This window comes from Pseudomonas sp. 22515, from assembly GCF_052044625.1.
GTDB lineage: Bacteria > Pseudomonadota > Gammaproteobacteria > Pseudomonadales > Pseudomonadaceae > Aquipseudomonas > Aquipseudomonas alloputida.
In genome coordinates this window covers 61,562-85,067 of record NZ_JBQENN010000012.1, presented here as the reverse complement: position 1 = coordinate 85,067, position 23,506 = coordinate 61,562, and the positions used below count along the sequence as shown (strand labels likewise).

Annotated in this window: 23 protein-coding genes; 12 read left to right on the top strand and 11 right to left on the bottom strand. The window is 61.3% G+C overall.

Annotation, left to right across the window (positions count from 1 at the left end; all coding sequences use genetic code 11):
• Positions 1 to 43: 43 nt before the first annotated feature.
• Positions 44 to 1,333, bottom strand: a complete 1,290-nt coding sequence (locus ACTJJN_RS13305) for an MFS transporter (RefSeq protein WP_003253318.1) — start codon at positions 1,331 to 1,333, stop codon at positions 44 to 46.
• Positions 1,334 to 1,694: 361 nt separating this feature from the next.
• Between ACTJJN_RS13305 and ACTJJN_RS13300 the strand changes: the two genes are divergently transcribed.
• The gene (locus tag ACTJJN_RS13300; protein WP_003253317.1) at positions 1,695 to 2,093 is read left to right on the top strand and encodes an acyl-CoA thioesterase; all 399 of its coding nucleotides are present in this window, start codon (positions 1,695 to 1,697) and stop codon (positions 2,091 to 2,093) included.
• 71 nt (positions 2,094 to 2,164) lie between these two features.
• Positions 2,165 to 3,061, top strand: coding sequence for a D-hexose-6-phosphate mutarotase (locus ACTJJN_RS13295; protein ID WP_221100775.1), 897 nt, complete (start codon positions 2,165 to 2,167; stop codon positions 3,059 to 3,061).
• Positions 3,062 to 3,148: 87 nt separating this feature from the next.
• Here the strand turns inward: ACTJJN_RS13295 and ACTJJN_RS13290 are convergent, their stop codons facing one another.
• The 4 genes from ACTJJN_RS13290 to purE form a co-directional block, all read right to left on the bottom strand.
• Complete coding sequence (locus tag ACTJJN_RS13290) at positions 3,149 to 3,682, bottom strand: DUF3299 domain-containing protein (protein ID WP_012054120.1); 534 nt, start codon at positions 3,680 to 3,682, stop codon at positions 3,149 to 3,151.
• Positions 3,683 to 3,730: 48 nt separating this feature from the next.
• Positions 3,731 to 3,976, bottom strand: coding sequence for a GlsB/YeaQ/YmgE family stress response membrane protein (locus tag ACTJJN_RS13285; RefSeq protein WP_003253308.1), 246 nt, complete (start codon positions 3,974 to 3,976; stop codon positions 3,731 to 3,733).
• Between the two features lie 108 nt (positions 3,977 to 4,084).
• Positions 4,085 to 5,167, bottom strand: a complete 1,083-nt coding sequence (locus ACTJJN_RS13280; protein WP_010955825.1) for a 5-(carboxyamino)imidazole ribonucleotide synthase — start codon at positions 5,165 to 5,167, stop codon at positions 4,085 to 4,087.
• 10 nt (positions 5,168 to 5,177) lie between these two features.
• Positions 5,178 to 5,669: a 5-(carboxyamino)imidazole ribonucleotide mutase gene (gene purE, locus ACTJJN_RS13275; protein WP_003253304.1), complete on the bottom strand. Its 492-nt coding sequence runs from the start codon at positions 5,667 to 5,669 to the stop codon at positions 5,178 to 5,180.
• Between the two features lie 269 nt (positions 5,670 to 5,938).
• Here purE and ACTJJN_RS13270 point away from each other — a divergent pair, with 269 nt between their 5' ends.
• Positions 5,939 to 6,565: a zinc-dependent metalloprotease family protein gene (locus ACTJJN_RS13270; RefSeq protein ID WP_088512623.1), complete on the top strand. Its 627-nt coding sequence runs from the start codon at positions 5,939 to 5,941 to the stop codon at positions 6,563 to 6,565.
• Here the strand turns inward: ACTJJN_RS13270 and ACTJJN_RS13265 are convergent.
• The gene (locus ACTJJN_RS13265; RefSeq protein WP_003253299.1) at positions 6,557 to 7,474 is read right to left on the bottom strand and encodes a LysR substrate-binding domain-containing protein; all 918 of its coding nucleotides are present in this window, start codon (positions 7,472 to 7,474) and stop codon (positions 6,557 to 6,559) included. The genes ACTJJN_RS13270 and ACTJJN_RS13265 overlap by 9 nt on opposite strands.
• Positions 7,475 to 7,656: 182 nt before the next feature.
• On the opposite strand from ACTJJN_RS13265, the gene aspA reads away from it, so the two are divergent.
• From aspA to ACTJJN_RS13245, 4 genes are all read left to right on the top strand, one after another.
• A complete protein-coding gene (gene aspA, locus ACTJJN_RS13260) occupies positions 7,657 to 9,081 on the top strand; it encodes an aspartate ammonia-lyase (protein WP_003253297.1) in 1,425 nt (474 codons plus the stop codon).
• A 230-nt stretch (positions 9,082 to 9,311) separates the two neighbouring features.
• Positions 9,312 to 10,304: an AraC family transcriptional regulator gene (locus tag ACTJJN_RS13255; RefSeq protein WP_014754882.1), complete on the top strand. Its 993-nt coding sequence runs from the start codon at positions 9,312 to 9,314 to the stop codon at positions 10,302 to 10,304.
• 296 nt (positions 10,305 to 10,600) lie between these two features.
• Positions 10,601 to 11,644 (top strand): histone deacetylase family protein, encoded by a 1,044-nt coding sequence (locus ACTJJN_RS13250; RefSeq protein ID WP_012054125.1) that lies wholly within the window; start codon positions 10,601 to 10,603, stop codon positions 11,642 to 11,644.
• Positions 11,644 to 12,747 carry a polyamine ABC transporter substrate-binding protein gene (locus ACTJJN_RS13245; protein WP_010955830.1) on the top strand — a complete coding sequence of 368 codons (1,104 nt, stop codon included), beginning with the start codon at positions 11,644 to 11,646 and terminating at the stop codon, positions 12,745 to 12,747. Before ACTJJN_RS13250 ends, ACTJJN_RS13245 begins: the two co-directional genes overlap by 1 nt.
• Positions 12,748 to 12,778: 31 nt before the next feature.
• On the opposite strand, the gene pdxR is transcribed toward ACTJJN_RS13245, so the two are convergent.
• Positions 12,779 to 14,308 carry a MocR-like pyridoxine biosynthesis transcription factor PdxR gene (gene pdxR, locus ACTJJN_RS13240; RefSeq protein WP_440781323.1) on the bottom strand — a complete coding sequence of 510 codons (1,530 nt, stop codon included), beginning with the start codon at positions 14,306 to 14,308 and terminating at the stop codon, positions 12,779 to 12,781.
• 89 nt (positions 14,309 to 14,397) lie between these two features.
• On the opposite strand from pdxR, the gene ACTJJN_RS13235 reads away from it, so the two are divergent.
• From ACTJJN_RS13235 to ACTJJN_RS13225, 3 genes are read left to right on the top strand one after another with little or no spacing between them, the layout of a single operon-like run.
• Positions 14,398 to 15,027: an FMN-binding negative transcriptional regulator gene (locus ACTJJN_RS13235; RefSeq protein ID WP_003253288.1), complete on the top strand. Its 630-nt coding sequence runs from the start codon at positions 14,398 to 14,400 to the stop codon at positions 15,025 to 15,027.
• Between the two features lie 11 nt (positions 15,028 to 15,038).
• On the top strand, positions 15,039 to 15,485 hold the full coding sequence (locus tag ACTJJN_RS13230; RefSeq protein WP_012054127.1) for a GNAT family N-acetyltransferase: 447 nt from the start codon (positions 15,039 to 15,041) through the stop codon (positions 15,483 to 15,485).
• A gap of 7 nt (positions 15,486 to 15,492) precedes the next feature.
• Complete coding sequence (locus tag ACTJJN_RS13225; RefSeq protein WP_004575198.1) at positions 15,493 to 16,164, top strand: GNAT family N-acetyltransferase; 672 nt, start codon at positions 15,493 to 15,495, stop codon at positions 16,162 to 16,164.
• 161 nt (positions 16,165 to 16,325) lie between these two features.
• Here the strand turns inward: ACTJJN_RS13225 and oadA are convergent, their stop codons facing one another.
• Together oadA and ACTJJN_RS13215 are read right to left on the bottom strand one after the other, a co-directional pair.
• Positions 16,326 to 18,134, bottom strand: a complete 1,809-nt coding sequence (gene oadA, locus ACTJJN_RS13220) for a sodium-extruding oxaloacetate decarboxylase subunit alpha (protein WP_003253282.1) — start codon at positions 18,132 to 18,134, stop codon at positions 16,326 to 16,328.
• Positions 18,135 to 18,145: 11 nt separating this feature from the next.
• Entirely contained in the window at positions 18,146 to 19,561 is a 1,416-nt protein-coding gene (locus ACTJJN_RS13215) for an acetyl-CoA carboxylase biotin carboxylase subunit (RefSeq protein ID WP_003253279.1), read from the bottom strand.
• Between the two features lie 189 nt (positions 19,562 to 19,750).
• On the opposite strand from ACTJJN_RS13215, the gene ACTJJN_RS13210 reads away from it, so the two are divergent.
• Entirely contained in the window at positions 19,751 to 20,713 is a 963-nt protein-coding gene (locus ACTJJN_RS13210; protein ID WP_003253277.1) for a LysR family transcriptional regulator, read from the top strand.
• On the opposite strand, the gene ACTJJN_RS13205 is transcribed toward ACTJJN_RS13210, so the two are convergent.
• Together ACTJJN_RS13205 and hexR are read right to left on the bottom strand one after the other, a co-directional pair.
• Positions 20,655 to 20,873: a PA3496 family putative envelope integrity protein gene (locus tag ACTJJN_RS13205; RefSeq protein WP_003253275.1), complete on the bottom strand. Its 219-nt coding sequence runs from the start codon at positions 20,871 to 20,873 to the stop codon at positions 20,655 to 20,657. The genes ACTJJN_RS13210 and ACTJJN_RS13205 overlap by 59 nt on opposite strands.
• Before the next feature lie 183 nt (positions 20,874 to 21,056).
• Positions 21,057 to 21,923, bottom strand: a complete 867-nt coding sequence (gene hexR, locus ACTJJN_RS13200; RefSeq protein WP_003253273.1) for a transcriptional regulator HexR — start codon at positions 21,921 to 21,923, stop codon at positions 21,057 to 21,059.
• A 103-nt stretch (positions 21,924 to 22,026) separates the two neighbouring features.
• Between hexR and zwf the strand changes: the two genes are divergently transcribed.
• Complete coding sequence (gene zwf / locus ACTJJN_RS13195) at positions 22,027 to 23,469, top strand: glucose-6-phosphate dehydrogenase (protein ID WP_003253271.1); 1,443 nt, start codon at positions 22,027 to 22,029, stop codon at positions 23,467 to 23,469.
• The last annotated feature ends 37 nt before the right edge of the window (positions 23,470 to 23,506 follow it).

The following is a 23,506-nucleotide window of genomic DNA, read 5'->3' as shown; positions in this document are numbered from 1 at the left end:
GGAGCGGCTTTAGCCGCGAAGAGGCCAGTAGCCGTAGCGCAGATCAGCGCTTGTTGGCGAGCAGGTACAGGCCCACGGCCAGACCGACGGCGCACAGGCCTGCCACGTAGTAGGCAGGCGCCATCGGGCTCACCTTCAGCAGTGCGGTCACCACCATCGGCGTCAGCCCGCCAAAGATGGCGTAGGCCACGTTGTACGAGAATGACAACCCGCTGAAACGCACCACCGCCGGGAACGCCTTGACCATTACATAAGGCACTGCGCCAATCACACCCACGCACAGGCCGGTCACGGCATACAGCGGGAACAGCAACTCGGGGCGGGTCGGCAGGCTGTGGTAGAAGGTCCAGGAGCTGGCCAGCAGCAGCAGGCTGCCGATCACGAATACGCGGCCTGCACCAAAGCGGTCGGCCAGGCTGCCGGCACCTATACAACCAAAGCTGAGCAACACGATGGCCAGGCTGTTGGCTTTGAGCGAGTCGGTCGGGCTGATGTGGTAGAAGCTCTGCAGCAGCGCCGGGGTCATCAGGATGACCACCACGATGCCGGCAGAAAGCATCCAGGTCAGCAGCATGGACAGGATGATCGGACCACGGTGATCGCGCAGCACAGCGCGCAGCGGCAGCTCCTCGGCCAGTGCCTTGCGTTGCTGCATTTCGGCGAACACCGGGGTTTCGTGCAGCCAACGGCGCAGGTACACCGAGAACAGGCCGAACACACCGCCAAGCAGGAACGGGATACGCCAGGCGTAGTCAGCCACTTCTTCCGCGCTGTACACGCTGTTGATCAAGGTCGCTACCAGCGAGCCCAGCAGAATGCCGGCAGTCAGGCCGGCGGTCAGGGTGCCGCAGGCATAGCCGGTGTTGCGAGCCGGCACGTGTTCAGAGACGAACACCCATGCGCCCGGTACTTCGCCGCCGATTGCCGCGCCCTGGATCACACGCATCAGCAACAGCAGGATCGGTGCCCACATGCCGATCTGCGCATATGTCGGCAGCAGGCCCATGATCAGGGTCGGCAGGGCCATCATGAAGATGCTCAGGGTGAACATCTTCTTGCGCCCGAGCAAGTCGCCGAAGTGGGCCATGATGATGCCGCCCAGCGGCCGCGCCAGGTAGCCGGCGGCGAAGATGCCGAACGTTTGCATCAGCCGCAGCCACTCGGGCATGTCGGCCGGGAAGAACAACTTGCCCACCACCGTCGCGAAGAACACGAAGATGATGAAATCGTAGAACTCCAGCGCGCCGCCCAGGGCGGACAGTGAGAGGGTCTTGTAGTCGCTGCGGGTCAGCGGCCGCGAGGGCTGCTCGATACTGCTGGGCACGGAAGTCATCGCTCGTTGTTCTCTTTATAGGGCATGCAGGCCGCTTGGCGCGCGGCTTCTGGATTGGAGACAGGCGAAGATAGCAAATTGCCGAGCTACGCCGAAAGCGATACAAAATCCACACAGATATTCGTGAATGCGCGGTCGTCGCTGGCCGTTATGCCCTATATACTGGCATTTCGTAGGATTATGTTGCTCCTAACGTGGGATGTTGTGCGAAAACGCCGGTCACTATTGTCAGGCGGTTTCGCAGAGTTTCCCTACGGCCGCCCAGTGAAACGAAATCGGCGTAGTATGTTTCAAGCTGAATCGTTTACCCGGCCTTTGCGCCACACCAACGAAAAGCGTCACGGGTCAGAGGCCCCATCGCATGATTGAGCTCGAACAAGAAGATCCAATCCCGCAAGGCGACCTGGCCTTGCAAATCACCGCATTGCCGCGAGAAACCAACGGTTTCGGCGATATTTTCGGCGGTTGGCTGGTTGCCCAGATGGACCTGGCAGGCACGGCCATGGCCAGCCGTGTCGCCGGCGGCCGCGTAGCCACCGTAGCCATCGACCGCATGGCCTTCCTGGTGCCCGTCGCGGTCGGCGCACAGCTGTCTTTCTATACCCAGACCTTGGAAATCGGCCGCAGCTCGATCCAGATGATGGTCGAAGTGTGGAGCGACGACCCGCTGTCCAGCGAATGGCGCAAGGTCACAGAAGCGGTATTCGTCTTCGTCGCCATCGACGGCAGTGGTCGTACCCGCTCGGTGCCTCGTCGCTGAGCCACGCTGGCGGTAAACTCATTGCATCTGCCCGGGTCCAAGGCCCACTGGCAATCAATGAGAAGAACGCAATGGCTACCTTTCAGGTCGTAACCGAGCAACATGGCGAACTCAACTGCTGGCGTATCAGCAGTGACCGTGCCGAACTCCTGATCGCCCAGCAGGGCGCACAGGTCCTCAGCTACCAGCAGGTGGGCGAACCGCCACTGCTGTGGCTGAGCGACCAGGCCATCTTCCGCCAGGGCAAGTCGGTACGCGCCGGGGTACCGGTGTGCTGGCCATGGTTTGGCAACCTGCAGCGCAACCCTCAGGCCGTCCAGGCCATGTACCAGGGAACACCGGCGCCTGCCCACGGGCTTGCGCGCACGCGTGACTGGAAATTGCTGGGTATCGAAGAAGTGGGCGAGGCCCTGCGGATCGAGTTCGAACTGCCTGAAGCGCGGGGCGACCTGCCCGGTTGGCCCCATGATGTCGAGCTGAAACTGGTGGTGGAGATGGGCGCAAACCTGACACTGAGCCTGACCAGCCGCAACATGGGCAATACCCCCGTGACCATCAGCCAGGCCCTGCATAGCTACTTCGCGGTCAGCGATGTGCGCCAGGCGCGGGTCGAGGGTGTCGACGGGCTGGGTTATATCGAAACCCTGGCGGGCTGGGAACAACGCCAGCAGCAGGGGGCACTGACGTTTGCCGGGGAGACGGACCGAATCTACCTGAACACCCCGCAGACCCTCAGCATCGTCGACCCGCATTGGAATCGGCGGATTACCTTGACCAGCAGCGGCTCGCGCTCGGCGGTGATCTGGAACCCGTGGACCGAGCGAGCCAAAGACTTGGCGGACATGGCTGATGATGGCTGGCAGCGGATGTTGTGCATCGAGACGGCGAATGTGTGGGATGACCTAGTGGAGTTGAAGCCTGGGGCGAGTCATTCGCTGGGCGTCCAGATCGGTTGTGAAAATATCTGAGCCCTGCTCTTTTATTACCGGCCTCTTCGCGGGCTTGCCCGCTCCCACANGGGAGCGGGCAAGCCCGCGAAGAGGCCGGGGCAATTATCAAAGGTCTGCGTCTTCCACCACCCTCACCTTGTCTGCATCCAGCGCATAGGCCGCATCGGCCAGGTCATTGCTGACCTTCTCCACCTTCAGCTTGCCGCTGACCCACAGCGGGGTGTAGATGTCATCGATCTTAAGGCCTTTCGGGTAGCGCACCAGTACCAACTGGTTGGGCGGCGGTGGCGGCACATGGATGCACGCCCCCGGGTACGGCACCAGGAAGAACAACGTGCTGTTGCCCTTGGCGTCACTCTCCAGCGGCACAGGGTAGCCACCCAGGCGGATATCCTTGCCATTCATGGCTGCAACGGTCTTGGTCGAGTACATCACCGCAGGCAGGCCCTTGCTCTGCTTGAGGCCTCCCTTGGCGGTAAAGGTGCCCATGGCTTCCGGTGAGTTGTGGTCGATTTCAGGCATTTGTTCCAGCGCCTTCTGGTCCGACCTGGGCATCAGCTCCAGCCAGTCGGTTTCGGGCAGTTCGGCATGGGCCAGGGTACTGGCCAACAGCAAGGGGACAAGGAAAAAGGCACGCATGGAAATGCTCGGCAACTCGAATGAATTGCCGAGCATTCTAACCAGTAATCAGCGTTTCTTGATGAATCCGTAGATCACCAGCAGCACCACGGCACCGACCAGCGCGCCAAGGAAGCCCGCCGCTTGCCCAGCCTGGTATATACCCAGCGCCTGGCCGCCATAGGTAGCCAACAAGGAGCCGGCAATACCCAGCAGGATGGTCATGATCCAGCCCATGCTGTCATCGCCCGGTTTGATGAAGCGGGCCAGCAGGCCGACGATGAGGCCGATGAAGATGGTTCCAATGATACCCATGGCAATCCCTCTGCAGTGAAGTTGGAACAAGCCAAAGCCTAGACGGGCTTCGGCTTGTTGCCATATTCAGAGGGCATGCCGCTTGCGGAAGTTCGATTCGAAGCCCGATCAGTTACTGATCAGCGCCTCTACTTCGGCAATCTTGCGCTCGAGGGTGGCCATGTCAGGGCAGCGCAGGGTGGCGTGTCCTACCTTGCGGCCAACCTTGAAGGCCTTGCCGTAGTGGTGCAGGTGACAGTCGCCGATGGCAACAACCTTGTCCACGGCCGGCACTTCACCGATGAAGTTGAGCATCGCGCTCTCGCCCACCTTGGCGGTCGAGCCAAGTGGCAGGCCGGCAACGGCACGCAGATGGTTCTCGAACTGGCTGCACTCGGCGCCTTCGATGGTCCAGTGCCCGGAGTTGTGCACGCGCGGGGCGATTTCGTTGGCCTTCAAGCCACCGTCAACCTCGAAGAACTCGAAGGCCATCACGCCAACGTAATCCAGCTTCTGCAACACACGGCCGACGTAATCTTCGGCCAGAGCCTGCAGCGGGTGTGCCTGGCTGGCTACCGACAAGCGCAGGATGCCGCTCTCGTGGGTATTGTGCACCAGCGGGTAGAAGCGGGTTTCACCATCGCGGCCACGCACGGCGACCAGCGACACCTCGCCGGTGAACGGCACGAAGCCCTCCAGCAGGCATGGCACGCTGCCCAGCTCGGCGAAGGTACCCACCACGTCTTCTGGCGTGCGCAGCACCTTCTGGCCCTTGCCGTCGTAACCCAGCGTGCGGGTTTTCAGCACGGCCGGCAGGCCGATGCTGGCCACCGCGGCGTCCAGATCTGCCTGCGAGAGGATGTCGGCGAAGGCCGGGGTGGGGATGCCCAGGTCGCGGAACATGCTCTTTTCGAACAGGCGGTCACGGGCGATGCGCAGCGATTCGGCGCTGGGGTACACGGGCACGAACTGCGAGAGGAAGGCCACAGTCTCGGCCGGGACGCTTTCGAACTCGAAGGTGACCAGGTCGACTTCGTCGGCCAGCTGACGCAGGTGGTCCTGATCGCCGTAGTCGGCACGCAGGTGTTCGCCCAGGGGCGCAGCACAGGCGTCCGGTGCCGGGTCGAGGAAGGCGAAGTTCATGCCCAGCGGGGTACCCGCCAGGGCCAGCATGCGGCCCAGCTGGCCGCCACCGATTACACCGATCTTCATGGGTTGAGCCTCAAGCCTGGCGCGGGTCTGGGTTGTCCAGCACGGTGTCGGTCTGTTCCGTGCGGAACTGCTTCAACGCCGCGTGGTACTGCGGGTACTTGGCGCCCAGAATGCTGGCCGACAACAGGGCAGCGTTGACCGCACCGGCACGGCCGATGGCCAGGGTGGCAACCGGCACACCGGCTGGCATCTGCACGATCGACAGCAGCGAATCGACGCCCGACAGCATCGACGACTGCACCGGCACGCCCAGCACCGGCAGGTGGGTCTTGGCGGCGCACATGCCTGGCAGGTGGGCTGCGCCACCGGCACCGGCGATGATCACCTCGATGCCACGGCCCTCAGCCTCCTCGGCATACTGGAACAGCAGATCCGGGGTGCGGTGGGCGGAAACCACCTTCACTTCGTAGGGAATGCCGAGTTTTTCCAGCATATCGGCGGTGTGGCTAAGGGTGGACCAATCGGACTTGGAGCCCATGATCACGCCAACCAGTGCACTCATCGTCGAGCCTCTCCTGCAAGCGCCTTCTGGCGCGCTAAAAGCAACAAGCCACGCAGGTGGGCCGGCGTGGCTTGTCATACGGATTCTGAATCGACCAGGTCGGCCGAAGGCGCGGGATTGTAACGTATTTAAAGGCTGGCCGCCCACCCCTACAAGCACATGCCGGATCAAAGGGCAAGCTGTCTCGTGGGACAACTTTTTCCTGCTGCCTCGGGGTCGACGAGTGCTGCACGCTCGCAGCCCTTACTCGCGCACTTTGGTACGTCTACATGAAAACTCCATGCTTTTTCGCACTTTCGTTTGGCCTGGTACTCGGCTTGCAATTGCCAAGTGCTTCGGCGGCCCACTCGCTCACCGTCACCGTCTATGTGCACGACGACCTGGCCGATATGCACGACGGGAAATTGAACGAAGACTTCTTCCAGCATTGGCTGAACGAAATGCGCAGTTTCAGCCAACATCCCATCGAAGTGATATTTCAACGCAATGTAAAACACATAACCGATATTGCTTATGCAGGAATGCCGTCCGAAAAGCTCCTGGAAGCTTTCAGCCAGCAGGTGTATGCACAACAGCGACACCGGCTCTACTCTCTCATGGACAAACATCTCCTGCTCACTCGCAACAGCTACGATCATAGCGGCCTGAACTACAACGCCGGCTTGGCCTATTTCAAGCAGAAAACGGCCATTGCCTCTGTGGCCGCATACGGTGCTGCAGCTCATGAAATTGGCCATCTGCTAGGCGCCACGCATGAAGACGCCGAACTGAAGTTCAATGGCTGGGTGTGCGAAACGTACACGCACCCCCGTGTACCGGCACGATCCAACTGCTACCGCTACAGCGACAGGAATCGTGCAAATATCACTGATTACCTGAAATACAACTCAAATTGACGCTTCACCTTGTGCGCCAGACGACTCCAGCTTGCGCCATAGCAAGCGGACGTTAGCCTTACGAACCAAAGCACAGCGGTACAGGCGGATTTCCAGCGGCACATGCCATTGGCTACCGCCGCAGATCGCCAGCTCACCGCGTTCGAGCTCGCCACGCATCGACAGGCGCGGCACCCAAGCGATGCCCATCCCCTCCAGGGCCATGCTCTTGAGGCTGTCGGCCATGGCGGTTTCGTAGACGGTGGTATAACGCAGGTTGCGCTGGCGCAACAGCAAGTTGACCGAGCGGCCGAGGAATGCGCCGGCGGTGTAGGCTAGCAACGGCACACTGCCCTCGCCCTCCAGGTCGAACAACGGCTTGCCATCGGCATCCACGGCGCACACCGGCAGCATTTCAGTGGTGCCCATGTGCAGCGACGGGAAGATCTCGGCATCCATCTGCAAGGCCGCGTCCGGGTCGTAGAACGCCAGCATCAGGTCGCAGCCGCCTTCGCGCAGTGCATGTACGGCATCTCCGACGTTAGTCGCAACCAGGCGGGTGGCGATGTTCAAACCGTCGTTGCGCAACTGGGCCACCCAACGGGGGAAGAAACCCGACGCCAAGGAGTGTGCCGCAGCTACCTGCACCACTTCGCCCTGCCCGCCTTCCAAGTGATGCAAATGGCGGAGAATTTCGCTCAACTGGTCGACAACAGTACGTGCTGTGACGAGAAATAGCTGACCCGCCTCGGTCAACTCGATGGGTGTGCGAGAGCGGTTCACCAGTTGCAGGCCCAACGCCGCCTCAAGGCTGCGAATGCGCCGGCTGAAGGCCGGTTGGGTCACGAAACGCCGCTCTGCGGCCTGGGAAAAACTGCGGGTAGCGGCCAGAGCACTGAAGTCTTCCAGCCATTTGCTTTCAAGGTTCACGAAGCACATCTCCCGGCGCGCACCAAAATGGAACACGCTCGAATATCAATTGGCGTCACATGAAACACTATGCCGTTTGTGCATAGGTTAGCGTGCAATAGCATTGGCCGCAAAAACACCTTCAGGCCTAGGATTGGCGCCATTCCGGCATGTGCCGGGTCAAAATCGAGATGATATACATCATGTCCTCTGCTGCATCGTTCCGCGTCGAAAAAGACTTGTTGGGTACCCTTGAAGTTCCTGCAGATGCCTACTACGGCATCCAGACCCTGCGCGCTGCCAACAACTTCCACCTCTCCGGTGTTCCGCTGTCGCACTACCCGAAGCTGGTCGTGGCCCTGGCCATGGTCAAGCAGGCCGCTGCCGACGCCAACCGTGAGCTGGGTCACCTGAGCGATGCCAAGCATGCTGCCATTTCCGCAGCCTGCGCCCGCCTGATCAAAGGCGATTTCCACGACCAGTTCGTGGTTGACATGATCCAGGGCGGCGCTGGTACTTCTACCAACATGAACGCCAACGAAGTCATTGCGAACGTTGCGCTGGAGGCCATGGGCCACCAGAAGGGTGAGTACAAGTACCTGCACCCTAACAACGACGTGAACATGGCGCAGTCGACCAACGACGCCTACCCGACCGCAATCCGCCTGGGCCTGTTGCTGGGTCACGACGCGCTGCTGGCCAGCCTTGATAGCCTGATCCAGGCCTTCGCTGCCAAGGGTAAAGAATTCGACCACGTACTGAAGATGGGCCGTACCCAACTGCAGGACGCCGTACCGATGACCCTGGGCCAGGAATTCCGCGCCTTCGCCACCACCATGACTGAAGACCTGCAGCGCCTGCGCTCGCTGGCTCCGGAACTGCTGACCGAAATCAACCTGGGCGGTACCGCCATCGGTACTGGCATCAACGCCGACCCTGGCTACCAGGCCTTGGCCGTACAGCGCCTGGCCACCATCAGCGGCCATCCGCTGGTACCCGCTGCCGACCTGATCGAAGCCACCTCCGACATGGGCGCCTTTGTGCTGTTCTCCGGCATGCTCAAGCGCACCGCGGTCAAGCTGTCGAAGATCTGCAACGACCTGCGCCTGCTGTCCAGCGGCCCGCGTACCGGCATCAATGAGATCAACCTGCCAGCGCGTCAGCCAGGCAGCTCGATCATGCCAGGCAAGGTCAACCCGGTTATTCCAGAAGCTGTGAACCAGGTGGCCTTCGCCATCATGGGCAACGACCTGGCCCTGACCGTCGCCGCTGAAGGTGGTCAGCTGCAGCTGAACGTGATGGAGCCGCTGATCGCCTACAAGATCTTCGACTCGATCCGCCTGCTGCAACGCGCCATGGACATGCTGCGCGAGCACTGCATCGTCGGCATCACCGCCAACGAACAGCGCTGCCGTGAACTGGTCGAGCACTCGATCGGCCTGGTTACCGCACTGAACCCGTACATCGGCTACGAGAACGCCACCCGTATCGCCCGCGTTGCCCTGGAAAGCGGCCGCGGCGTACTGGAACTGGTGCGCGAAGAGAAGCTGCTGGACGACGCGATGCTCGACGACATCCTGCGTCCGGAAAACATGATCGCTCCACGTCTGGTTCCGCTGAAGGCGTAATCAGGCCGCTGTAAACAGTCTCACCAGGTCGAGGGACTAGACACCTCTCAACCTTTCCAAGGCCCGAGCGCTTGCTTCGGGCCTTTTTTTTGCCTGAAGGTTTTGGAGGCCGCTATGCAGGCCTTCGCAACACCCGGCCGCGCCGGCAGGGTATGTGGTTTGCCTGCAGCCCCGGATATCGGCACACAACTTGCTCCATAATGCGTCCCAGCCCAACGGGATTACCCAGCATGCTGCACAGCCACCTGACCACCCTCAACGCAGTTTCGCTGATCCTCAACGTCTTCCAGGCAGACGGTTGCGAGGCGTCGGCGTTGCTGGCCGGCAGCGGCATTGGCCCGGCAGACCTGGGGCATGCCGATGCGCGCATCACCACCCAGCAGGAGCTGCAGGTTTGCGCCAATGCTGTGGCCCGGCGCGAGGACATTGGCCTGGAACTGGGCCAGCGCATGCGTGTGTCGTGCTACGGCATGCTCGGTTACGCGCTGCTCTCCAGTGCCACTTTGGGTGACGCCTTACGCCTGGCGCTGCAGTATCCGGCACTGCTGGGAACAGTCTTCAAGCTGCGCTTGCTCGACGACGGCCAACGTGTCTGGTTCAGCGCCAGCGATTACCAGGACAGCCCGGCGCTGAGCACTTTCAACGCCGAGTTCTGTCTGGTGTCACTGAAAGTCATCTGTGACGACCTGCTTGGCCGGCCATTGCCGCTGCTTGGCGCACGCTTCGAACACCCTCGCCCTGGTTACCACGCGCTCTATGCCGAAGCGTTTCAATGCCCGATCGGTTTCGCCGCCGAGGACAATGCCTTTGCCTTCGAACGGCGATGGCTGGATATGCCGCTGCCGCTGGCCGACCCGATTACTCACAAAGCCATGAGCGAGCGCTGCCGGCGCCTGAACCTTGAATTCACCGGTCGCCAGGCATGGCTGGGGCGGATTCGCCAGCTGTTGGCGCAGCAACTGGACGCAGCACCTGGGCTGGAAGGGCTTGCGCGGCAGATGAACTGCTCGTCGCGCACCCTGCGCCGGCATTTGCAGGCGCTGGGCAGCAGTTATCAACAGCTGCTGGATGAGCTGAGGTTCGAGCGGGCCAAGCAGTTGCTGGCCGATGAGCAGATGCCGATCTACCGGATTGCGGAGACTTTGGGGTTCAGTGAGACGGCCAGTTTTCGGCATGCCTTCCAGCGCTGGAGTGGCGTGGCGCCCAGCCATTTTCGTGGTTGACCTGTTCTGGCCTCTTCGCGGGTAAACCCGCTCCTACAGGGGCGTCACAACCCCTGACGCCCTGGTGGCCATTGTAGGAGCGGGTTCACCCGCGAAAGGGCCGGGCCTGCCGGCCAATGTCCAAAGGCCGTTCACCGTTGCCGCCGCTGCCTTACCCGCGACGAGGCTGGGATAGGTCACCACCCATATGGCCAAAGACCTTGGCCATATCGATCCCCTTTTGGCCGTTTGCGTCGTTCTCCCCTGCTGATCAGCCCATGACAATGGACCCACGCCAGTCCCACCGGAGAACAACAATGCTGACGATCTATTCCGATGACCACCGCCTGCACCACGGCCGCTGCGAGCTGATCGATGGCAAGCTGATGCCCTGTTTCGAAATGCCTTCGCGCGCCGACCATGTGCTCGACCAAGTGAAAACCCGCAACCTCGGCGACATCCAGGGCCCGACCGACTTCGGCCGTGCGCCGCTGTTGCGCGTCCACAGCGCCGATTACCTGGATTTCTTCGAAGGCGCCTGGGCGCGCTGGGCTGCACTGGGCCAAGAGGGTGACCTGCTGCCCTTCACCTGGCCAGCCCGCACACTGCGCCAGGTCAAGCCGACCGGCCTGCATGGCGAACTGGGTTACTACAGCTTCGATGCCGGCGCCCCCATCACCGCGGGTACCTGGCAGGCGGCCTATAGTGCTGCACAAGTTGCCCTGACCGGCCAGGCAGCGATTCAGCAAGGCGCCCATGCGGCGTTCGCCCTGTGCCGTCCGCCAGGGCACCACGCTGCCGGCGAAGTGATGGGCGGCTACTGCTATCTGAATAATGCCGCCATCGCTGCCCAGGCCTTCCTCGACCAAGGCCGACGCAAGGTCGCCATCCTTGACGTCGACTACCACCACGGCAACGGTACCCAGGACATCTTCTACAGCCGCGATGACGTGTTCTTCGCCTCGATCCACGGCGACCCGCAGGACGAATTCCCGTTCTTCCTCGGCTATGCCGATGAAACAGGCGAAGGCGCAGGCCAGGGCTACAACATCAACTACCCCTTGCCGGCCGGTAGCGACTGGGCCGCCTGGAGTGCAGCCCTGGAGGATGCCTGCAAGCGCATCGCCAGCTATGACGCCGACGTGCTGGTCATCTCACTGGGTGTGGACACCTTCAAGGACGACCCCATCTCGCAGTTCAAGCTGGACAGCCCGGACTACCTGGAAATGGGCAAGCGCATCGGCCAACTCGGCAAGCCGACCCTGTTCGTGATGGAAGGCGGCTACGCTGTGGAGGAAATCGGCATCAACGCGGTCAATGTGCTGGAAGGCTTCCAGCGCGCCCAGCCAGGAGCCCGATAATGGTCCGACTCAAACGTCTGCTCGCCCCGTTCATCGCTGCCACCCTGTTCGCGGGCGCCCTGCATGCGCAAGCCGAGCAGCGAACCCTGCGTGTATATAACTGGTTCGATTACATCACCCCGCAGACCTTGACTGCCTTCCAGAAGGACAGCGGCGTGAAGCTGGTGTACGACATCTTCGACACCAATGAGGCATTGGAAGCCAAGCTGCTAACCGGCAACTCCGGCTATGACGTGGTAGTACCGTCCAACGTGTTCCTCGCCAAGCAGATCGAAGCCGGGGTGTTCCAGCCGCTGGATCGCAGCAAGCTGCCGAACTGGCAACACCTGGACCCGGCACTGATGAAGCTGATCGAAGCTAACGACCCGGGCAACAAGTTTGCCGTGCCGTATATGTACGGCACCGTGCTGATCGGCTTCAACCCGGCCAAGGTCAAGGCTGCGCTCGGCGACAACGCACCGGTGGACAGCTGGGACCTGATCTTCAAGGAAGAGAACATCGCCAAGCTCAAGCAGTGCGGCGTGGCCCTGCTCGACTCGCCGTCGGAGATTCTACCGCTGGCCCTGCAGTACCTGGGCTTGCCGCCGAACAGCGACAAACCGGCTGACTACAAGAAGGCCGAGGAGCTGATGCTGAAGATTCGTCCGCATATCACCTACTTCCACTCCTCGAAGTACATGGCAGACATCGCCAATGGCGACATCTGTGTGGCAGTGGGCTACAGCGGCAGCTTCTCGCAGGCAGCCAACCGCGCCCGTGAGGCGAACAACGGCGTGGTGGTGGACATGCGCCTGCCCAAGGAAGGCGCGCCGATCTGGTTCGACATGCTGGCGATTCCAAAGGGTGCAGCGAACCCGGAGGATGCGCATACGTTCATCAATTACCTGCTGCGGCCAGAGGTGATTGCGCCGATCAGCGACTTCGTGGGGTATCCGAACCCGAACAAGGATGCGACCGACAAGGTGAATCCGACGATTCGCAACAACCCCAACCTGTATCCGACGGCAGAGGCGATGGCCAAGCTGTATACCCTCAAGCCTTTGACGCGAAATGCCGAACGGGCCAGAACCCGCGCCTGGACGCGGATTAAGTCCGGTACCTGATGTTGAACCGGGGGCTGCTTTGCAGCCCCCTTCATTTTCTCCAGACTTTGCGTAGTTTCATCAAGGCTTCAGCAATCTCGCCCTCCGGCACTGCCGCAAAGCCCAGTACCAGCCCTGCCCGCTTATCCACAGGCACCTCGCAGTCCGCCAACCAGAAATTGCTCAGTGGTGTCACTTCCACCCCCACCGCTTCAGCCGTGGCCACCAACTCCTGCTCCCGAGCAAAGTTATCCACATCGACCTTCACATGCAGCCCAGCCGCCACTTCCGGCATTGCGCCCAACCCCGGAATATCCACAGGCCAACCGGCCTTGAGCACATCGCGCCGCTTCAATGCCGCCTTGCGCATACGGCGGATATGCCGCTGAAAATGGCCACGGGCCATGAACTCGGCCATCACGCACTGACTGCTGACCTCCGAATGCCGCATTACCAACGCTTTGCCTTGGCTGAAAGCCTGCACCAGCTTCGACGGAAGCACCAGGTAGCCCAGACGCAACGCCGGGAAGGCGATCTTGCCGAAGGTGCCGACATACAGCACCCGCCCGTGCCGGTCGAGCGCTGCCAGCGGGGCCAGCGGTGCACCGCTGTAGCGATACTCGCCGTCGTAGTCGTCCTCGATGATCCAGCCGTCACTGCGTTCAGCCCAGGCCAGCAATGCCAGGCGACGTGCAAGGCTCATGGTCACCCCGGTCGGGTATTGGTGCGCAGGCGTGACATAGGTCAGTCGGCAATCCGTCAATTGTTCCAGCCGGCTGCAGTCCAGCCCGTCTTCATCCACAGGCACGCCACACACCCGGCCGCCCGCGAGCGTGAAGGCATGAGCGGCCGCCCGATAGCCTGGGTTTTCCACAGCCACACCGTCGCCCGGTTGCAACAGCAACTGTGCACAAAGGCTGATGGCCTGCTGCGCACCGCCTGTGATCACAATTTGTTCAGCCGTACAGCTCAGCCCCCGCGAGCGGCGTAGATAGGCCGCTATCAGATCGCGCAAAGCCGGCTCGCCAGCGGGGTCACCATAGCCCAGTTGCGCAGGGGACGGGTTGCGCCAGAAACCCGCCTGTAGCTTGGCCCAGACGTCAAACGGGAACAGGTCAAACGCCGGAATGCCAACGCGAAAAGCACGCGGCGCACCGCTTCTGGGCGGTGGCAAATGGTTGTTTTTCAGGCGCTGCAGAGGTGCGCTGAAAAGCCTCCCGCTGGATAAATCCTCAGTATTTTCTTCACGAAATGTGGATAAACCTGTTGATAAGCCCAGGGATAACCCTGTGGATACTTGTGTGGACAGTTTCGGCAGCCGGCTAACGTAGGTGCCATCACCTACCCGGCTTTCGATGAAGCCCTCGGCATACAGTTGATCGTAGGCGCGCACCACGCTGTTGCGTGAAAGCGCCAACATGGCAGCCAGGTCGCGCGTAGCCGGCAGGCGAGTACCACTGCTCAGGCGCCCATCCAGTACCCGCGCTCGCAACACCTGATACAGCTGCTGGCTAAGCCCGCGGCTGCGATCCAGGGCGATCCCGGCAGGGTCGAAAGGCAAGATGAGGGGCGACTCGCGCATGATATTGGACCTATGAAAACAGGCATTAATGGATCTTACCCAGAACCAATAGCCTGCCTAGGATGGAACCATTCGACAAGGATCCCGCCATGTACAACAGTAAGCCGCACCAGGAACACGACCTCACCCGCTTACACCAGCACATGCTAGACACCCGCCTGGCCGTTCTGGTCAGCCAAGGCGAACAGGGCCTTCTGGCCACGCACCTACCGGTGCTGGTCGATACCGCCGAGGGCGATTTCGGCACCGTGTATGCCCACCTGGCCCGGGCCAACCGCCAATGGCAAGACCTTCAACACGGCGGCGAAGCACTGTTGGTATTCCCCGGCGCCGATGCCTATGTCAGCCCCGGTTTTTACCCAAGCAAGGCCGAAAACCCAAAGGTGGTGCCGACCTGGAACTACCTGGCGGTGCACGCTTATGGCCCGGCCGAAGTTATCCATGAGGCCGAGCCGCTACTGGCTATCGTAAGCCGCCTGACCGACCGCCATGAACAGGGTCGCAGCGAACCCTGGAAAGTCACCGATGCCCCTGCCGACTACATCGAGGGCATGCTCCGCGCCATCGTCGGTATCCGTCTGCCCATCGCGCGCCTGCAAGGTGCGCGCAAGCTCAGCCAGAACCGCTCCGGGCACGACATCGATGGCGTGCGCGAAGGCCTGAGCGCCAGCCCCGATCAACGGGACAATCAACTCGCGGCGCACATGCGCCAACTCTGAAGGAATAGCCCATGCCCAACCTTACCCTGCGCCCTGTCACTGCCCAAGATCACGCGGCCTGGCACGCCCTGTGGCAGGCCTACTTGCACTTCTACGAGACCGAGCTGGCCGATGCCGTCAGCCTGAGCACCTGGCAACGCCTGCTCGACCCCAGCGAGCCAACCCATTCGACACTGGCCTGGGTCGACGGCAAGGCGGTGGGGATGGTCAACTTCATCTACCATCGTTCCAACTGGAGCATCGAGAATTCCTGCTACCTGCAGGACCTGTATGTGGACAGCACGCAACGTGGCCTGGGCATTGGTCGACAGTTGATCGAGCACGTCTACACCACTGCCAAGGCCGACAACTGCATCAAGGTGCACTGGCTGACCCACGAAACCAACGCCACCGCCATCAGCCTGTACCAGCAGGTTGCCGAGCGCTCGGGCTTCATCCAATTCCGCAAAGGCTTGTAGGCCGCACATGACAGACGCATTGAACTGGAAACCCGCCGCAACCCCCAAGGCCGAGCCCATTGAAGGCCGCTTCATCCGCCTGGAGAAGCTCGATCCAGGGCGCCATGGCGAAGACCTCTGGGAAGTGCTGCAGGGTCCCGCCTCCGATCCGGTGCTGTGGGACTACCTGCCGTACGGCCCGTTCGCCGAACGTGCCGCCTTTGACCGCTGGCTGGAAGGCAACGCTGCTGGCCGCGACCCGCTTTTCTACACCGTCATCGACCGCGCCAGCGGCCAGGCCCAAGGCATCCTCAGCCTGATGTCGATCGTGCCTGACCACGGTCGGATCGAGATCGGCCACATTGCCTTCGGTGCCGCCATGCAGCGTACGCCCAAAGGTACCGAGGCGGTGTACCTGCTGGGCAAGCTGGGCTTCGCGCTGGGTAATCGACGGCTGGAGTGGAAGTGCAATAACGCCAATGCCCGCTCCAAACGTGCGGCAGAGCGATTCGGCTTCGTCTACGAAGGGGTGTTCCGCAAGCACTTGGTGGTGAAAGACCATAACCGCGATACGGCGTGGTATTCGATTACCGATGATGAATGGCCGGCGGTGGCTGCCGGGTTTGAGCGGTGGTTGAGTGAAGAGAACCAGCAGCCGGGTGGCCAGGTGGAAAGCCTTGAGGTGTGCCGCCGAGGTTGAACGGTGTGCTGAATCAGCTGGCCTCTTCGCGGGTGAACCGCCCCTACAGGGATGCGCGTTGCGAGTTGCGGGTCTACCCGCGCAGAGGCTAGTGATTCCGGCACAAAAAAAGGGGAGCATCCGCCCCCCAGAGGTTAACCACTTGTAGATGAGGGCTTAAATCAGCCCTCGATCTCGATCAGGATTTCACCCGGCGTCACGCGATCACCCTTGGCCACATGGATGGCCACAACCTTACCGGCGATGGCCGCCTGCACTTCGGTTTCCATCTTCATGGCTTCGGTGATCAAGACCGCCTGGCCGGCCTTGACCATGTCACCTTCCTTGACCAGCACATCAACGATGTTCCCCGGCATGGTGGTGCTTACGTGGCCAGGGTCAGTAGCTTGCTTGCGCTTGCTGCCGCCACCGCTGACGAACTCGTTGAGTGGCTCGAAGACCACTTCCTCCGGCATGCCGTCGATCGACAGATAGAAGTGACGCTTGCCTTCGGCCTTCACGCCCACACCGGTGATGTCGACGCGGTAGGTTTCGCCGTGTACGTCGATGACGAACTCGGTCGGCACGCCTTCACCGCCTGGGGCAGCCACGGCACCGGCTTCCGGAATCGGCAGCAGAACTTCAGGCGTCAAGGTGCCAGCTTCGCGTTCTTCGAGGAACTTGCGGCCAATGTCCGGGAACATGGCAAAGGTCAGCACGTCTTCTTCGCAACGGGCCAGGGCACCGATGTCGCTACGCAACTTGGCCATTTCCGGCTTCAACAGGTCAGCCGGGCGCACATCGATCACTTCTTCGCTGCCGATAGCCTGGCGACGCAGTTGCTCGTTGACCACACCCGGGGCCTTGCCATAGCCACCTTGCAGGTACAGCTTCACCTCATTGGTGATGGTCTTGTAGCGCTCACCCGCCAGCACGTTGAAGAAGGCCTGGGTGCCGACGATCTGCGAGGTCGGGGTGACCAGCGGCGGGAAGCCGAGGTCTTCACGCACACGCGGGATTTCGGCCAGCACTTCGTTCATGCGGTTGAGGGCGCCCTGCTCCTTGAGCTGGTTGGCCAGGTTGGAAATCATGCCGCCCGGTACCTGGTTCACCTGCACCCGGGTGTCCACCGCGGTGAACTCGCTTTCGAACTGGTGGTACTTCTTGCGCACGGCGTAGAAGTACAAGCCGATCTCCTGCAGAAGCTCCAGGTCCAGGCCGGTGTCGAACTCGCTGCCCTTGAGCGCAGCAACCATCGACTCAGTACCCGGATGGCTGGTGCCCCAGGCGAAGCTGGAGATGGCGGTATCGATGTGGTCCGCGCCATTTTCCACAGCTTTGAGCTGGCACATGGCAGCCAGGCCGGCGGTATCGTGAGAGTGGATGAACACCGGCAGCGACTGTTCAGCCTTCAGCGCCTTGACCAGCTCGCCAGTGGCGAACGGGGTCAACAGGCCAGCCATGTCCTTGATCGCCACCGAGTCGCAACCCATGGCTTCCATCTGCTTGGCCTGGTTCACGAAGGCTTCGATGGTGTGTACCGGGCTGGTGGTGTAAGCGATAGTGCCCTGGGCGTGCTTGCCGGCGGCCTTGACCGCTTCGATGGCCACGCGCAGGTTACGCACGTCGTTCATGGCGTCGAAAATGCGGAACACATCGATACCGTTGACCGCCGCCTTGGCGACGAAGGCCTTGACCACGTCGTCGCTGTAGTGGCGGTAGCCCAACAGGTTCTGGCCGCGCAGCAGCATTTGCAGGCGGGTGTTTGGCAGCGCTGCGCGCAGCTTGCGCAGGCGCTCCCACGGGTCTTCCTTGAGGAAGCGCACGCAGGCGTCGAAGGTGGCACCACCCCAGACTTCCAGCGACCAGTAGCCAACCTTGTCGAGCTTGTCGCAGATCGGCAGCATGTCTTCGGTACGCATGCGGGTAGCCAGCAGGGACTGGTGAGCGTCGCGCAGGATCGTGTCGGTTACGTGAATTTTCTTGGACATTATGGGGTTCCTCACAGGCCTGCGTGGGCGGCGATGGCGGCGGCGATGGCCAAGGCCAGCTCTTCGGGTTTGCGCTTGATCGAGTAGTTGGTCAATTCAGGGTGGCTTTCGACAAAGCTGGTATTGAACTGGCCGCTACGGAATTCCGGATTGCGCAGGATTTCCTGGTAGTACGCGGCGGTGGTCTTCACCCCTTGCACGCGCATGTCGTCCAGGGCCCGCAGGCCGCGGTCCATGGCTTCTTCCCAGGTCAACGCCCACACCACCAGTTTCAGGCACATGGAGTCGTAGAACGGTGGAATGGTATAGCCGGTGTAGATCGCCGTGTCGGTGCGCACGCCCGGGCCGCCGGGGGCGTAGTAACGGGTGATCTTGCCGAAGCTGGGCAGGAAGTTGTTTTTCGGATCTTCAGCATTGATACGGAACTGCAAGGCGTAGCCGCGGTGCTGAATGTCTTCCTGCTTGACCGACAGTGGCAGCCCCGAGGCGATGCGGATCTGCTCACGCACGATGTCGATACCGGTGATTTCCTCGGTAATGGTGTGTTCCACCTGCACCCGGGTGTTCATTTCCATGAAGTACACTTCGCCATCGGCGAGCAGGAACTCCACGGTACCGGCGTTCTCGTAATTCACCGCTTTGGCCGCACGCACCGCCAGGTCGCCGATGTAGGCGCGCTGCTCAGGAGTGAGCTGTGGGCTCGGGGCAATTTCGATGAGCTTCTGGTTACGACGCTGGATAGAGCAGTCGCGCTCGAACAGGTGCACTACGTTACCGAAGCTGTCACCGAGAATTTGCGCCTCGATGTGCTTCGGGTTGACGATGCATTTCTCCAGGAACACTTCGGCCGAACCGAATGCCTTGGTCGCCTCGGAAATGACCCGCGGGAAGTTCTGTTCCAGTTCTTCGCGGCTATTGCAACGGCGAATACCACGGCCGCCACCACCGGAGGTAGCCTTGAGCATCACCGGATAACCGATGCGATCACCTTCGCTCAGGGCTTCATGAATATCGGCAACGTTGCCTTCGGTGCCCGGGGTTACCGGCACACCGGCGGCGATCATGGTGCGGCGCGCTTCGGTCTTGTCGCCCATACGGCGAATCACGTCGGCGGCCGGGCCAATGAACTTGATCCCGCGCTCGGCGCAAATTTCTGCCAGTTCGGCGTTTTCCGAAAGGAAACCATAGCCCGGGTGCAGGGCATCACAGCCGGTTTCCACAGCCAGGTTCACCAGCTTGCGCGGGTTCAGGTAACCGGCCAGCGGCTCGGCACCGATGCTGTGTGCTTCGTCAGCGCGCTTGACGTGCAAGGCATGCCGGTCGGCGTCGGAAAAGATCGCTACCGAGCGAATGCCCATCTCGGCGCAAGCACGCACGATCCGAACTGCGATTTCACCTCGGTTGGCGATCAGGATTTTTTTTATCACTGGAGTCTTCCCAAAGCCGTAGGAACAGTCGAGCCGGTTCTACCGGTCGGCGCGTGACCAGACGATGCTGGCCAGTCGCGTATTCACCCTAGCGCTGTAGGTCGATAAACAAAAATCAATATTTGTTAGAGGCTGTATTAGCAAAAGCTTATAGTTGGGTAACAAGGTGTTGCCGAAGAGCTGATTAAAATGCGTAAGTCCTTGATGCGTATGACATTGCGTCAACTCCAGATCTTCAATGAGGTGTGCGATTTGCGGTCGTACAGCCGTGCTGCGGAGGAGATGGCGCTGACGCAACCCGCCGTTAGTCTACAGATCCGTCAGCTTGAAGAGCTGATCGGCCAGCCATTGTTCGAGTACGTGGGCAAGAAGCTCTACCTGACCGAGGCGGCCGAAGCCCTGCAGCGCGCCAGCCACGATATCTTCGGGCGCCTGGAGAGCCTGGACATGCAGCTGTCGGACATGCAGGGCTCACTGCAGGGTCAGTTGAAACTGGCGATCGAGTCCAGTGCCAAGTACTTCGTGCCACACCTGTTCGCCGCCTTCAAGCAGCGTCACCCGGAAGTCAACCTGACCCTGACGGTAGTCAACCGTGCCCAAGCCATCCGCCGCCTTTCCGATAACCGCGACGACCTGATCATCATGTCGATGGTGCCGCAAGACATGGGCCTGGAGTTTCTGCCGTTCCTCAACAACCCGATCGTTGCGGTTGCGCCGCCACAGCACCCGCTGTGCAAGCTGGACCAGTTGCGCATGCAGGACCTGGAGCCTCATACGCTGCTGGTCCGCGAGCAAGGTTCGGGAACACGCAAGGCGTGCGAAGAGTACTTCAAGGACAAGCGTGTGCATTTCGCCCAAACGCTTGAAGTGGCCTCGGCCGATGCCCAGCGCGAATGCGTGATCGCCGGGCTGGGGATCGCCCTGTTGACCCGTCACGCAGTCAACCTGGAGCTGGCTACCGGGATGCTGAAGGAATTACCGGTCGAGGAGCTACCGCTGTACCGTAGCTGGTGCGTGGTGCAGGCCAAGGCCAAGCGGCAGTCGCCGGTGGCCTTGGCGTTTCTTGCATTCATCCGCGGTGAACGTGCATTGATCAGCGCGCTTGTTGAACGTTTTTCGGGGAAACTGCCGCCGACGACTGCCATACCGTGAGTGCTTGCAGCTCGGGGTAGTCCGCCAGGTCGCGGAGCAGTTGACGTTGGTCGCAATAGCTCTCGATCGCGCGGCGGTATTCCATACGTCGCTGATCTTTTTCCTGCTGCTTGCGAGCCTTGGCGTTGGGTTGGTACGTACCGTCGAAGTCACGAGCCATTGCCTGTCTCCCAGATAGTATGCGGGAGTTTCAGACTGGCCTTGATGGTTTACCGTTTGGCGGTGGAATGGTGACAGAATCGTGAATTTTCACCTGCCTGGACCGGCCTCTTCGCGGGCTTGCCCGCTCNCACAGTACCTGTGGGAGCGGGCAAGCCCGCGAAGAGGCCAGTGCAGGTTGAATTCAGTCGTCGGTAGCCTTGATCGACTTGGGCGACAGACGCAAGCTGCGCAGGCTGCGTTTCACGCTCTTCAGGTGGTTGACCAGGCTAGGCCCGCGCGCCATGGCAACGCCCATGGCCAGCACGTCGATCACCACCAGGTGGGCAATACGCGAGGTCAGTGGGGTGTAGATCTCGGTGTCTTCATGCACGTCGATCGCCAGGTTGACCGTCGATAGCTCGGCCAGCGGCGTCTGGCTGGGGCACAGGGTAATCAGGTTGGCGCCGCTCTCACGGACCAGGTTGGCAGTGATCAGCAGGTCCTTGGAACGGCCCGATTGGGAGATACACACCGCCACATCTCCCGGTTTCAGGGTAACCGCCGACATCGCTTGCATGTGGGGGTCGGAATACGCTGCCGCGCTGAGCAGCAGGCGGAAGAACTTGTGCTGGGCATCGGCCGCAACGGCACCGGACGCGCCAAAGCCATAAAACTCTACCCGTTGCGCCTGGGCCATGGCGCTCACGGCTTGTTGCAGTGCCTGCGGATCAAGGTGCTCGCGCACTTCCATCAGGGTGTGCAGGGTGGTGTCGAAGATCTTCAGACTGTAGTCGGCGACCGAATCGTCTTCGTGGATAGCGAACTGGCCGAAGCTGGCCCCGGCAGCCAGGCTTTGCGCCAGCTTCAGCTTCAGGTCCTGGAAGCCCGAGCAGCCTATGGCCCGGCAGAAACGCACGATGGTCGGCTCACTGATACCCACGCTGTGCGCCAAATCGGCCATGGAGCTGTGCATGACGGCAGCCGGGTCGAGCAGCACGTGGTCGGCCACTTTCAGTTCCGATTTGCGCAGCAGGTGGCGCGATTGGGCGATATGTTGCAACAGATTCACAGGCTGGACTCGGTTATGATCGGCGTGCCGGGTTGTAGCTTTCTTGTAGTTATACTACATGGACGCCAACCCGCCCAGTTAAACGAACGTGGAGAGTGGTGGTTTGACTATTCCTTGCGACATTCTGGTCTTCGGCGGCACCGGTGATCTGGCCCTGCACAAATTACTTCCGGCGCTCTACCACCTGTTTCGCGAGGCCCGTCTGAACCCTGCCGTGCGGGTCATCGCACTGGCCAGACGCAACCTGCCACGCATCGACTATCTCAAGCTCGCCGAACGCCATTGTCGGGCGCAGATTGCCCGCAGCGACTTCGACGAAGAGGTGTGGCAGCGGTTTTCCGCGCGGGTCGACTACTTCCCGATGGATGCTTCACAGAGCGCCGATTTTGGCCGCCTGGCACGCTACCTGGGTGAACCCGGCGGACTGACGCGCATCTTCTACCTCGCCACCGCCCCCAACCTGTTCGTGCCAATTGCCAACCACCTGCGCATTGCCGGGCTGGCCGACACCGAAGCGCGCATCGTGCTGGAAAAACCGATCGGCCATTCCCTGGAATCCGCCACTGCCATCAATGAAGCCATTGGCACGGTGTTCGAAGAAAGACAGGTGTTCCGCATCGACCACTACCTGGGCAAGGAAACCGTGCAGAACCTGATGGCCCTGCGTTTTGCCAATGCCCTGCTGGAGCCGGTATGGCGCAACAACCAGGTCGACCATGTACAGATCAGCGTTTGCGAGACACTGGGCGTAGAAAACCGCGGTGCCTACTACGATCGCGCCGGGGCTATTCGCGACATGCTGCAGAACCACCTGCTGCAACTGCTTTGCCTGGTGGCCATGGAGCCACCCGCGCAGTTCGAGGCAGAAGCGGTACGCGACGAAAAGGTGAAAATCCTGCGCGCCCTCAAGCCGATCACCGGCCAGGATGTGCAGGACAAGACGGTACGTGGCCAGTATGGTGCCGGGCGTATCGGCGGCCAGGAAGTGCCGGCCTACTACTTTGAAAAGGACGTCGACAACGACAGCGATACCGAAACTTTCGTTGCCATCGAGGCGCACATCGACAACTGGCGCTGGGCGGGCGTGCCTTTCTATCTGCGCACCGGCAAACGCATGGCGCGGCGCGCTTCGCAGATCGTCATCCAGTTCAAGCCAGTGCCTCACGAACTGTTCAGCGGCGGCCAGGTCAACCAGTTACTGATACAGCTGCAACCGGACGAACGCATCAGCCTTCGCATGATGACCAAGAGCCCAGGCAAAGGCATGCGCCTGGAACCCGTGGACCTGGACCTTAATCTGGCCCAGGTGTTCAGCCAGACTCGCCGCTGGGAAGCCTACGAGCGTCTGCTGCTGGATGTGCTCGAAGGTGATTCGACGCTGTTCATGCGCCGCGATGAAGTGGAAGCAGCCTGGGCCTGGGTAGATCCAATCATCAAGGGCTGTGAAGAGCACTTCCAGGCGCCCCGCCCCTACCCGGCTGGCAGTTTCGGGCCCGAGCAAGCCAACAGCCTGCTCGCCAGGCATGGCAGGCACTGGCATGGCTGAATGACCTGCGCGATGGCGCGACCTTTAATCTGAAACA

Excerpts from the sequence above, each read along its gene's own strand:
- ACTJJN_RS13225 (WP_004575198.1), top strand. The coding sequence starts at position 15,493 with ATGACAGACGCATTGAACTGGAAACCCGCCGCAACCCCCAAGGCCGAG.
- ACTJJN_RS13280 (WP_010955825.1), bottom strand. The coding sequence starts at position 5,167 with ATGAAGATCGGTGTAATCGGTGGCGGCCAGCTGGGCCGCATGCTGGCC.
- ACTJJN_RS13300 (WP_003253317.1), top strand. The coding sequence starts at position 1,695 with ATGATTGAGCTCGAACAAGAAGATCCAATCCCGCAAGGCGACCTGGCC.
- ACTJJN_RS13270 (WP_088512623.1), top strand. The coding sequence starts at position 5,939 with ATGAAAACTCCATGCTTTTTCGCACTTTCGTTTGGCCTGGTACTCGGC.
- ACTJJN_RS13305 (WP_003253318.1), bottom strand. The coding sequence starts at position 1,333 with ATGACTTCCGTGCCCAGCAGTATCGAGCAGCCCTCGCGGCCGCTGACC.
- aspA (WP_003253297.1), top strand. The coding sequence starts at position 7,657 with ATGTCCTCTGCTGCATCGTTCCGCGTCGAAAAAGACTTGTTGGGTACC.
- ACTJJN_RS13235 (WP_003253288.1), top strand. The coding sequence starts at position 14,398 with ATGTACAACAGTAAGCCGCACCAGGAACACGACCTCACCCGCTTACAC.
- ACTJJN_RS13210 (WP_003253277.1), top strand. The coding sequence starts at position 19,751 with ATGCGTAAGTCCTTGATGCGTATGACATTGCGTCAACTCCAGATCTTC.
- ACTJJN_RS13295 (WP_221100775.1), top strand. The coding sequence starts at position 2,165 with ATGGCTACCTTTCAGGTCGTAACCGAGCAACATGGCGAACTCAACTGC.
- ACTJJN_RS13255 (WP_014754882.1), top strand. The coding sequence starts at position 9,312 with ATGCTGCACAGCCACCTGACCACCCTCAACGCAGTTTCGCTGATCCTC.
- ACTJJN_RS13245 (WP_010955830.1), top strand. The coding sequence starts at position 11,644 with ATGGTCCGACTCAAACGTCTGCTCGCCCCGTTCATCGCTGCCACCCTG.
- ACTJJN_RS13290 (WP_012054120.1), bottom strand. The coding sequence starts at position 3,682 with ATGCGTGCCTTTTTCCTTGTCCCCTTGCTGTTGGCCAGTACCCTGGCC.
- ACTJJN_RS13205 (WP_003253275.1), bottom strand. The coding sequence starts at position 20,873 with ATGGCTCGTGACTTCGACGGTACGTACCAACCCAACGCCAAGGCTCGC.
- pdxR (WP_440781323.1), bottom strand. The coding sequence starts at position 14,308 with ATGCGCGAGTCGCCCCTCATCTTGCCTTTCGACCCTGCCGGGATCGCC.
- purE (WP_003253304.1), bottom strand. The coding sequence starts at position 5,669 with ATGAGTGCACTGGTTGGCGTGATCATGGGCTCCAAGTCCGATTGGTCC.
- ACTJJN_RS13230 (WP_012054127.1), top strand. The coding sequence starts at position 15,039 with ATGCCCAACCTTACCCTGCGCCCTGTCACTGCCCAAGATCACGCGGCC.
- ACTJJN_RS13285 (WP_003253308.1), bottom strand. The coding sequence starts at position 3,976 with ATGGGTATCATTGGAACCATCTTCATCGGCCTCATCGTCGGCCTGCTG.
- ACTJJN_RS13250 (WP_012054125.1), top strand. The coding sequence starts at position 10,601 with ATGCTGACGATCTATTCCGATGACCACCGCCTGCACCACGGCCGCTGC.
- oadA (WP_003253282.1), bottom strand. The coding sequence starts at position 18,134 with ATGTCCAAGAAAATTCACGTAACCGACACGATCCTGCGCGACGCTCAC.